Below are 9622 nucleotides of genomic sequence, written 5' to 3'. Positions count from 1 at the left end.
TTTTAAACAGATTTTTTCCAGGCTTTTTTCTAACATTCAACATTTCTGGGGAAAGTGCTATCTTATCTGGCTTTTAGCCGATTAACTAACTTTGTATCGTGATGGAAAATTGGTGAAAGTTGGTGAAAGTTGGTGATTGATTGTACAGGGAATCAAAATTAGTTAGGATAAAGATGGCAACCCCCTTCATCGACACCTACAGTTTTTCCGTGGTCCAATACGAATGAAACTGTTTGGTGTAATTAGGGTTGCTTCCAAGCTTTTAAAACTTCGGGTAACTATCTAGGGCTTTTACACCGTTTCAAGTTTGTCAAAGCTTAAAGGCTTTAGTAGTGGTTGCGTTGTCTGGAAAATATTCATGCTAGGAAGCAGATATCTTCCCTTAACCTTAAATATACTGAATGATGGGAGTAAAATCCACCTAGAATAACTGATAGTTGCGGTGTCTACTAATCTAGGAAGCCTCAAAACCTTTTCTAATTGAAATAAAATTTCAATAATGCTAACTTGAGTTTGAAACAATCACAGAGTGGTCATCGCAAAATTTTGCAGCCATGACCATAAAAGCTTATCTCGTCAGGCTTTTTGGAAATGAGAAGTATTAGCAACAATGCCCATTACATAAAAGACCTAGCCGAGTTTGTTATCTACTGAGAATTCAAATAATTAGGAAGAGTTTTAATGTTATCTCCAGGAATAATCGACAAATTGAATCAGCAGATCAATTGGGAAGTGTATTCTTCTCATATGTACTTACAGATGGGAGCCTGGTGTTCTTACAAGTCTCTAGATGGTTGTGCTATGTTCTTAACGCAACATGCTGACGAAGAAATGGCGCATATGCGTCGTTTACTCAAATATCTACAGGAAACAGGAGCTTTAGCAATCATTGGAGGTATGGAAGCTCCTCCCACTGAATTTAGTTCACTTGTGGCAATGTTTGATAAGATTTATACCCATGAACAATTTGTCACCAGTAAAATCAATGAGTTAGTTCATCTAGCTAATACAGAACCCGATTATTCAACTCTTCAATTCTTGCAATGGTATGTGGCGGAACAACATCAAGAAGAGTTTCTTTTCAAAAGTATTTTAGACAAAATTAAGCTCATTGGCACGGAAGGTCAAGGACTATTCTTGATCGACCAAGAAATTGGTAAGTTGGTTTCCAATCCCGGGGCTTTAGAAGCAACCAGTAATTCTGCTACTGCTCCCCAAGCTTAAAAGAGGATAAAAAAACATGACTTTAAAGGAATTAAGAAAGGGCCAAATGGCGAAAGTGCAAGAAGTTTTGACCGATAACACCGACATAGGCAACGGATTTAAAACTCGTCTCGAAGCAATGGGAATTGTTCCTGGGAAACCTGTTCAAGTAATGCGTTCTGCTTGGCTAGGGGGACCCTTAGCCGTCCGAGTTGGAAGCACGACAGAAATCGCCATTCGTCGTAGTGAAGCGGAATTAGTCATGGTTGAACCGAAACTGTCATGATAGATAGCTTGTTTACTCCTATTAGCTCAAAATTATTTTAAAAATGCGACTATGACCTTATCTACCTCAACTGGGGCAATTGTCTCCTCTCATCAAAATACTATTAAACGAATTGGTTTTATTGGACAGCCAAATACAGGAAAATCCACCTTTTTTAACCGTATAACCAATGCAGGGGCTGGAGTAGCCAACTGGCCAGGGTTAACTGTGGATTTGTTACAAGCGACAATTGAAATCCATGGCCACGAAGTAGAGTTTGTAGATTTACCCGGAATTTATGATCTCGATGGTTTTACCGAAGATGAAAGAGTTGTCCAGAAGTTTCTAGAAGAGTTTGCCATAGATTTGATTGTGGTAGTGATCAATGCTACCCAAATTGATCGTCAAATTCGGATGCCACTTCAAGTGAAATCTTTGGGACTTCCGGCCGTAGTAGTCCTCAATATGGCAGATGAGGCCAAACGTTATGGGGTACAAATTGATTGCGTAGAATTGAGCGATCGCCTAGAAAGCCCAGTCTATACTATTAGTGCTAAATATGGGACAGGTTGCGCGGTGGCCATTAATGGTATTACTCGAACCATCGAAGAACAACCCCACACCTATCAAGTACAGGGACTGGTAGAACATCTAGAGTCCGCACCAGTGACAGAAGAGTATATGGAGTCGATTCTAGAAGGGGCCGTACAGATGCCATCTGTCACATCGGTCACTTTTACCAATCGCCTGGATAAGTGGTTGTTACACCCTATTTGGGGACTACCTATCTTTTTCTTTGTCATGTTCTTGGTCTTCTGGTTTCTCTGGTCAATCGGTATTCCCACGGCCGATCCAGTAGACGCAGCCACCGGATGGTTTCAAGAGCGAATTTTAGAGCCTGTTATCTCCCCTTTCCCGACTGAATTACAAGACTTTATTATTAATGGCCCTTGGAACGGGTTTGCAACGGTTTTATCCTTTGTCCCGTTAGTTGCCCTATTTTTCGTAGCCATGTCGGCTCTCGAAGACAGTGGTTACCTATCAAGATCCGCTTATCTAATGGATTCACTGATGAGTCGTGTTGGACTGGATGGGAGAGGATTTGTCCTGCAAATGATGGGATTTGGTTGTAATGTACCAGCAATCATGGGAACTCGGGTAATGCGATCTCGGGCGATGCGCTTACTGTCGATGTTAATTATTCCCCTTGCCCTCTGTTCAGCGCGACTGCAAGTATTTGTCTTTATTCTAGCTGCCATTTTTCCCAATCAAGGGGGGGCAGTGGCATTATTTGCCCTCTATGTGATTAGTTTTTTAGTAGCCTTTGTTGTTGCTGGTATCCTTAGTTTGAGCGGGCAATTCAAAAGCCGAGATCCCTTTGTTTTAGAACTTCCTCCCTACCGATTACCTACAATTAAGCAGGTATTGCTCAATGTTTGGGGAGAAATGAAGCAATTTGTCAGTAAGGTGACAGTGTTCATGATTATTGGTGCGAGTTTGATTTGGATTCTAACCGCACTTCCTCCAGGTGCCGAAGGACTCGATACATTAGCCGGTCAACTGGGTAAATTCTTCTCCCCTATCATGGACCCCATTGGTATTAATCCTTTTCTTACTGTCTCTTTAATCTTCGGATTTGTCGCCAAAGAAGTACAACTAGCAGGTTTAGCGGTGATTTATGGTTTAAGCAACGATGCTTTAGGGATTAAACTATCCCAAGATTTAACCTTTGCTCAAGGGTTTAGTTATTGTTTATTTAGTCTGTTATATATTCCCTGTTTAACCACTTTAAGCACTATTTGGGGAGAATCAAAATCATTGAAATTTACCATTTTTTCAGTGGTTTTTTCCCTGGGAACTGCATGGTTTGTTAGCTTTATTTTCTACCAAGGAGCGAATTTATTTAGTTAATTGAGGTTAATCATGACTATAGCAAAACTGAAACGATGGCTTATTTTTGCCTTTTTGATCACTTTTACTTTAGTTAGCGTTGTTGCTTGTAAAGCCAGTTCTAATGGTTCTTCCCCCTTGGGAATTTTTGCGGTTGACCCATCTCAACGCTATTTAGAAGTAAAAGAATTGCTCGAAAAGCAGATGTGGAAACAAGCGAATACAGAAATCTCAGAAATTGCTTTGAGTGTAGCAGGTAGGAGTAATGAAGGCTGGTTTGATGCGAATTCAATTAAGGAATTCCCTTGTTCAGATTTATACTATATTGATCAATTAATGATGAAACATTCTCAGGGAAGATTTGGGTTAACTGCTCAAAGAGAAGTTTATCAAGAATTAGAACAACAAGGGTTGCAGAAAAATGAAAATGAAGAGATTATTTTTCAACATTTTGCTGAAGCAGTAGGATGGATAAAAGATGGGGAATTTATTGCTTATCCTGATTTATTTTTTAATCTTGACCAAGCACCAAAAGGTCATCTTCCTGTTAAAATTCCTCGTCGTGCCTTGAGAACTTCGTTTAAATCTAGAGATGGTTCTCCCGATGTTCCTCGGAATTATACTGCTTTGATGCGTCGTCTTGAGATCTGTGAACCTTAGACGAGAAATTTGGTCACAATTAGTTCTAATCTGCAAATCATTCCCTAATTTATTCCACCAAATCTTGTCTAAATGCTGTTTTTGGATTATTCATATTGCTCATTTGTTTATTTTTACTTGGGCGGATAGGAAAGGAGTAAGTCAAAATATTTAACGAGAGAAGCCCCTACCCCGACGGCGTTGCTTTTCTCGCTGTTCATGTTCCCGTTGTAGTTGAGCGATGCGCCGGCTAATTTGTGAGTCAACATCGTGAATCATCTTTCTATCATCATCGGTTAAATTAGCTGTTACTTTGCCGTCTTTCCTTTCAAAGATTAAGCCCCGTCCATCTTTAGCGTGTAACTCCATAGTTTGTTCATCAGTTGAAAGTTTGAAAATATAGCGTTTCCCTTCAAAAGTTTGGAACCCGTTTTTAGGTTTGGATTTGACATAACGCATTAAGCGAGTAATCGTCGTCATAGTGGCAAGATGTTGTACATCTTCAGGACGGTGTTCAGGGGTTAAGGATTGTTTTTCTCCATTCGAGCGAGCTTGATTTCGATGTTGTTGACCCGTCCGTTGATTTTCTCCAGTTGGTGGCTGTTGGGGGGAAGGAGTTTGATTAACATCCAGGTTCCGAGACTGGAGGTTATCAGAATCAGTCCTATCAATTTTAGGAGGATTAGAGGTCGGAACATTATCACGTTGTCGAGGTGTTTTTTTGTTTCCTGTTTCTCGTACTGTGCTGCCTTCCAAATGAGACGATAATTTTCGTTGAGTATGTTTATCTCGTTGCTTAAATTGTTCTGAACTTGATTCAGTTTTTGATGATTGAGTTGGTCGTTTTTGTTGAGTTGATTTTCCAGATTTTCTAGTTTTGCTGCTATCTTTTCCAAGACGGTTACTAAGGTCTTGTAATCGCTGTCGGTTTTCGTCTGCTTGTCGATTAGACTCGATAACAGCTTCGTTAATTCTTCGTAGTTCTGCTGTGAGATCTGCTTCGGAATCTTCTTGCCATTCCCGTTCATCTCCATCATTACTCACCCTTTGATTGATTCTGTTTTTCGATAATTCTAACGTTGTTTCGGTGATATCTGCATTAGAATCAACAGTTTGCATAGATGAGTTTTCTGGTGAGGAGTTTTGAATGAAGAGGCTTTCCGTTTTAATACTATTTTCTACACCAATTAATTGTTTTTCAAGGGCTTCAATTTGCTGGTTAGTATTTTGAATTTCTAGATATTCGTCGCCTCGTTCTGTAGCGATGCCTCGTTTCATCATCGCTGCTACATTTGCCCCTAAATGAATCTGAGGGATGCGAGAAATGTTTTGTTCTTCTAGAGTTCGATGATCAATTTTTTCGGAACTACCAATGCTTTGTAAAGCATCGTTTGTATAAGTTGCCCAACTTTCTCTAAGCTTCAATAAAAAGTCTTTTTTATCTAAGGCTCTATCTTTAGCACCTAGTCCATTTTCATCGACACTTCTGGTGGTAATCATGATATGGACGTGGGGATTATGGGTATCTATTTCATGAAAAGCTAGATCAGCAACTAGCCCCTTATCAACAAAGTTATCTTGAACAAAGTTTCTAACTAATTCTTGCTTTTGGTGGTGAGTGAGTTCTGTGGGGAGAGCGATGTCAAATTCTCTAGCGGTGCGAGAGTTAGAACGTTTTTCAAAGAGTTCGGCTGCGTTCCAAAGTTGTGAGCGATCTGCCATCCAATCAGGGGCATTATGAGGGGTTAAGATTTCAGTAGAGTAAACACCTTTTTTACGAGTGTAATTGAAGGTAGAGCCGGTGCGTTCATCATAGATTTTTTCAGCAGCACGATAGGCAGCAGCTTCGGTGGCTGACTGTCCATTACTTCGGGATATGATTTTGGCATTGAGATGGTAGATCGCCATCTTTTTGTTTGGAGTGTGCTGTTTTATAGGGGAGAGCCATTCCTTTCCCATCCGCCCGAAGTAGGGGGTTTTAGGGGGCGATGCCCCTTGACGCACGTGCAAGCGTAGCTTGCGTAAGTGCGCTTTCTTTCGGAAAGGGGATATAGCTACTTCATTTTAGTATAGAATACGGGGATTATTGCTGGTGTATAATGAGTTACTATAATGGTCTAAGTTTACCATAATATGAGGGGTGTTTAATGACTAAGAAATTAGAAAAGCTACTAGAGAAACGAGAACAGCTTAACGCTGAGATACAGAAGGCGAGAGCTAGAGAAACGACACAGAAAAGGAAGGAAGATACAAGACGTAAGATTTTACTAGGGGCGTTGGTGATAGAGATGATGGATAAGGGGGAATTAGATGATGGTGTTATTATGAAACGATTAGAGGGATTTTTAACTAGGGATATTGATAGAAAGTTGTTTGATTTTCCCGTTCAAGGGGATGGTAAAGTAGAAAAGGATTTAACCGAAAATTCAACAGAAAAGACATCAGATAAAAAGCCAAAATCTTCACAAAAAACCAGTAAATCATAGGGAAATAATAAGGAGTCAGAAAGAGATAATAAGGGGTAAAAAAATTATAAGTTGTCACTTGACAACCAGTCGATATAGGGGTTATTGTTTGATGTAATGGCAAAAAACACCCCAACAAAGAGATAAGGGCGGCCTTAGACTACGCAGAGCAAAAAGGCTGGCGGATAGTAGAAGGTGGTTCTCATGCTTGGGGTAAGATTTATTGCCCTTACAACGATTCGGAATGTCGATGCGGAGAATTCTGTATCACTAGCATTTGGAGTACGCCTAAAAATCCAACCAATCACGCAAGACAGATACGACGAGTAATAGATAACTGTATTTATCAAAAAGAAACCGATAACTAGGGTTAGGAGAAGCTATTAATGAAAGAATATGAGTTTACGTTAAAATTTAAGCTTCCAGACGAAAATATAGAGCCATCGATTTATGTGGATCTATTGTATGAGTCAGGGTGTGACGATGCCTTGATTGGGATTGGTAAAAAGGGGTATATTGCTTTGGATTTTATAAGGGAATCAGAGACAGCTTATAAAGCCATATCAAGTGCAATAGAAGATGTTTTAAAGGCTATTCCACAAGCTAATTTTCTTGAAGCTACACCGGACTTTGTGGGAATAACAGATGTAGCTAAACTGTTAGGATGTACTCGGCAGAATATCCAAAAATTAATATCGAAGGACAATTCAAAATGTCCCCATGCGGTTTATGGGGGGTCACAGTCTATTTGGCATTTAGCCGATATTTTGACTTGGTTAGTTGAAGAGAAAGATTATCAAATTGAAGAATGGTTGATAGAAATAGCGATCACGAATAGGAGTTTGAATCTAGCGAAAGAAGTTAATAAACTTTCTCCCAATTGGTCAGAAAAGTTCAAAACTTTGGTGGGTTCTCAATAAACAGCCGAACGAGTAAAGCGGTAACGGTTGGGGAGTTGGGATAACAAAGATGGTTAACTTGGGGTGTGGTTTTCGATGATAACTAGCAAAATAGTGCGGTTTTTTAGCTGTGTCTAGGACTGTTTAACCATTATCCAGAACAAGATGGTTAACTTGGGGGGTGTTTTTTTAATCGTCGTCAGTGGTGTCTGATGCAGGGGTATCTGAGACTGAGGTATCTGATGATGGAAAATAACGACGTTGAGAGGGGGGTTTTTGCCACCCTGTGAGTTCTAATAGGTAATCATCGGGGGTAAGATTAAGGCGAGAAGCCCATTGATTTATTTGGCTAGAAGTTAGATTAATCTTTTTACAAAGGTCGGTTTTTGTTAGACCTTCACTGATTTCTGTATCAGAACAAGTAAACTCTATATTTCCTCTAGGGATGTCTTCAAATTTCGCCTTTAGAGAGGATAAGCCTGTATTTATAAGAGCTTGTCTGAGTTGGTCAATTTCAGTTCTTAGGGATTCTATCTCATCAGTAAACTCAGATTCTTGACGGGGTGACAAGAATTGGAAAAGGCTCACCGTAAGGGGTTTAGAGATCAGAGATGGCTTTTTAAAATGAATTCTGCCCCAAGAGCGAATAGTACAAAAAGCCTATCTAACTGAGAAAATCTTTAATTGTTAGAAATGAACAGCAATTATACCCAGAAAAATGATAAGAAGATTTTGTAAGTATCGTTATCTTTTTGTCATATTTTATGGATTTTTTGCCTTTCTATCAGGACTATTTACAGAACGCATTATCAAAAAGTAAGTTCTTACTTTTACGTATATTAGTATGGCTTTTACAAGTTCATAAACAGGTTAGAATAGAAAGGTTAGCCGCTTATCTACCTATTCCTATTTTATATCAAAGTCGGAGAAAAAAGATTCAAAGATTTCTAGTAGAACCATGCTTAAGTCTTGTTTTATTTTGGTTTCCTCTGATAAAATTAATAGTAGAACGGGAGTTTAAACCAGGAAGTCGATTAACTTTAGTTTTGGATAGAACTCAGTGGCATTCTGAAAAATGTATTCATGATTAGTGTTGTTTGGAGAAAGCGAGCATTACCTATCTACTGGGTCTTATTAGAGAAAAAGGGTAGTAGCAACGTTAAAGAACAAATAGCTTTGATTCGACCAGTTTTAAGATTATTTTCCCACTATGAGCTAGTAATTTTAGGAGATAGGGAATTTCATGGGGTCGAGTTATCATATTGGTTAAAGAAGCGAAACCGAACGGCTAAAAATCCCATCTACTTTGCTTTTCGAGAAAGAAAAGATGTGTATATTAGAAGAAGTAAGAAGAATCAAAAACGTTTCCAAGATTTAGAACTAACCCCAGGAGTAAAAACTTTTGAAAAGAACATTTTTGTCACTAAGCAGAAAGGATTTGGTCGCTTCAACATCCTAGCTTACCAAAAAAGGAAATATAAAAATCATAGTGAAGAAGAACCTTGGTTTATTATAACAAATTTAGATGATGCTAATGAAGTTATTAAATATTATAAAATGAGAGGAGGGATTGAGGCTATGTTCCGAGATTATAAAACTGGTGGTTATAACCTTGAAGGCAGTAAAGCCAACACTACCAGGCTAACTAACCTTATTTTACTAATAGCAATTGCTTATACAGCCTCAGCTTTAAAAGGTAAGTCAATCAAAAACCAAGGCTATCAAAAATATATTTCCAGGCTAACTGAACCAAAAAGACAAGTTAGAAGGCATAGTGAATTTTGGGTAGGACTATATGGTCAAAGCTGGATCTTAGCCTGGGATTTTTGTTCTTTTATAACCGAAGAATTGATGGAATTAAACTGGCACAAAATCAATGAATATAAACAAGGATTAAAAGTCTTAGCTGCTATTAGTTAATCTTTCAGTTCTTATCTTCATTATATACTAGAAAAAGCTCTCAATCAAGACAGATTGGTTATTTTATTCTGTCTAATTTTTTTAACAACAACCTGATAGAAATAATCGTGATAATTTTCTTCATCACTATATTAATTTGAGTTATATTAAACGGCTTAATAATCATCCCCACTTATTAAATAGGTTGATTTTTTAGTCAACCTAGATTCTGAAACCGTTATTTGATCGGTTTTTTCCAACTCTTGTCACCCCGTCAACTCAGATTCTTGTTCAGCAACCGTAGCAGATAAGGTGATTTCCAAGAAAGAGTTTCCCGGTTATTTTCTTGCATCTGTTTGGAG

General features: G+C 38.6%; 10 protein-coding genes. 8 read left to right on the top strand and 2 right to left on the bottom strand.

The window, feature by feature from the left end; genetic code table 11:
* The first annotated feature begins 681 nt into the window (after window positions 1-681).
* The 4 genes from ftnA to P9B04_RS08775 are packed head-to-tail and all read left to right on the top strand — an operon-like array spanning window position 682 to window position 4018.
* Window positions 682-1224: a non-heme ferritin gene (gene ftnA, locus P9B04_RS08790; protein WP_342054609.1), complete on the top strand. Its 543-nt coding sequence runs from the start codon at window positions 682-684 to the stop codon at window positions 1222-1224.
* A gap of 16 nt (window positions 1225-1240) precedes the next feature.
* Window positions 1241-1489, top strand: coding sequence for a FeoA family protein (locus P9B04_RS08785; RefSeq protein ID WP_342054608.1), 249 nt, complete (start codon window positions 1241-1243; stop codon window positions 1487-1489).
* Window positions 1490-1540: 51 nt separating this feature from the next.
* The gene (gene feoB / locus P9B04_RS08780; RefSeq protein ID WP_342054607.1) at window positions 1541-3379 is read left to right on the top strand and encodes a ferrous iron transport protein B; all 1839 of its coding nucleotides are present in this window, start codon (window positions 1541-1543) and stop codon (window positions 3377-3379) included.
* A 12-nt stretch (window positions 3380-3391) separates the two neighbouring features.
* Entirely contained in the window at window positions 3392-4018 is a 627-nt protein-coding gene (locus P9B04_RS08775; protein ID WP_342054606.1) for a GUN4 domain-containing protein, read from the top strand.
* Between the two features lie 150 nt (window positions 4019-4168).
* Here P9B04_RS08775 and mobQ read toward each other — a convergent pair whose 3' ends face one another.
* Window positions 4169-5956 carry a MobQ family relaxase gene (gene mobQ, locus P9B04_RS08770; RefSeq protein WP_342054605.1) on the bottom strand — a complete coding sequence of 596 codons (1788 nt, stop codon included), beginning with the start codon at window positions 5954-5956 and terminating at the stop codon, window positions 4169-4171.
* A 188-nt stretch (window positions 5957-6144) separates the two neighbouring features.
* Between mobQ and P9B04_RS08765 the strand changes: the two genes are divergently transcribed.
* Together P9B04_RS08765 and P9B04_RS08760 are read left to right on the top strand one after the other, a co-directional pair.
* Window positions 6145-6483: a hypothetical protein gene (locus P9B04_RS08765; RefSeq protein WP_342054604.1), complete on the top strand. Its 339-nt coding sequence runs from the start codon at window positions 6145-6147 to the stop codon at window positions 6481-6483.
* A 365-nt stretch (window positions 6484-6848) separates the two neighbouring features.
* Entirely contained in the window at window positions 6849-7382 is a 534-nt protein-coding gene (locus P9B04_RS08760; RefSeq protein WP_342054603.1) for a helix-turn-helix transcriptional regulator, read from the top strand.
* Window positions 7383-7550: 168 nt separating this feature from the next.
* Here P9B04_RS08760 and P9B04_RS08755 read toward each other — a convergent pair whose 3' ends face one another.
* Window positions 7551-7949: a hypothetical protein gene (locus P9B04_RS08755; RefSeq protein WP_342054602.1), complete on the bottom strand. Its 399-nt coding sequence runs from the start codon at window positions 7947-7949 to the stop codon at window positions 7551-7553.
* Between the two features lie 176 nt (window positions 7950-8125).
* On the opposite strand from P9B04_RS08755, the gene P9B04_RS08750 reads away from it, so the two are divergent.
* The gene (locus tag P9B04_RS08750; RefSeq protein ID WP_342054601.1) at window positions 8126-8452 is read left to right on the top strand and encodes a hypothetical protein; all 327 of its coding nucleotides are present in this window, start codon (window positions 8126-8128) and stop codon (window positions 8450-8452) included.
* The gene (locus P9B04_RS08745; protein ID WP_342054600.1) at window positions 8445-9281 is read left to right on the top strand and encodes an IS4 family transposase; all 837 of its coding nucleotides are present in this window, start codon (window positions 8445-8447) and stop codon (window positions 9279-9281) included. Before P9B04_RS08750 ends, P9B04_RS08745 begins: the two co-directional genes overlap by 8 nt.
* Window positions 9282-9622 lie beyond the last annotated feature (341 nt).

Source organism: Crocosphaera sp. Alani8 (assembly GCF_038442745.1).
Taxonomy (GTDB): domain Bacteria; phylum Cyanobacteriota; class Cyanobacteriia; order Cyanobacteriales; family Microcystaceae; genus Crocosphaera.
The sequence above is the reverse complement of the archived record's forward strand: the minus strand, read 5'-3'. Positions and strand labels throughout refer to the sequence as shown.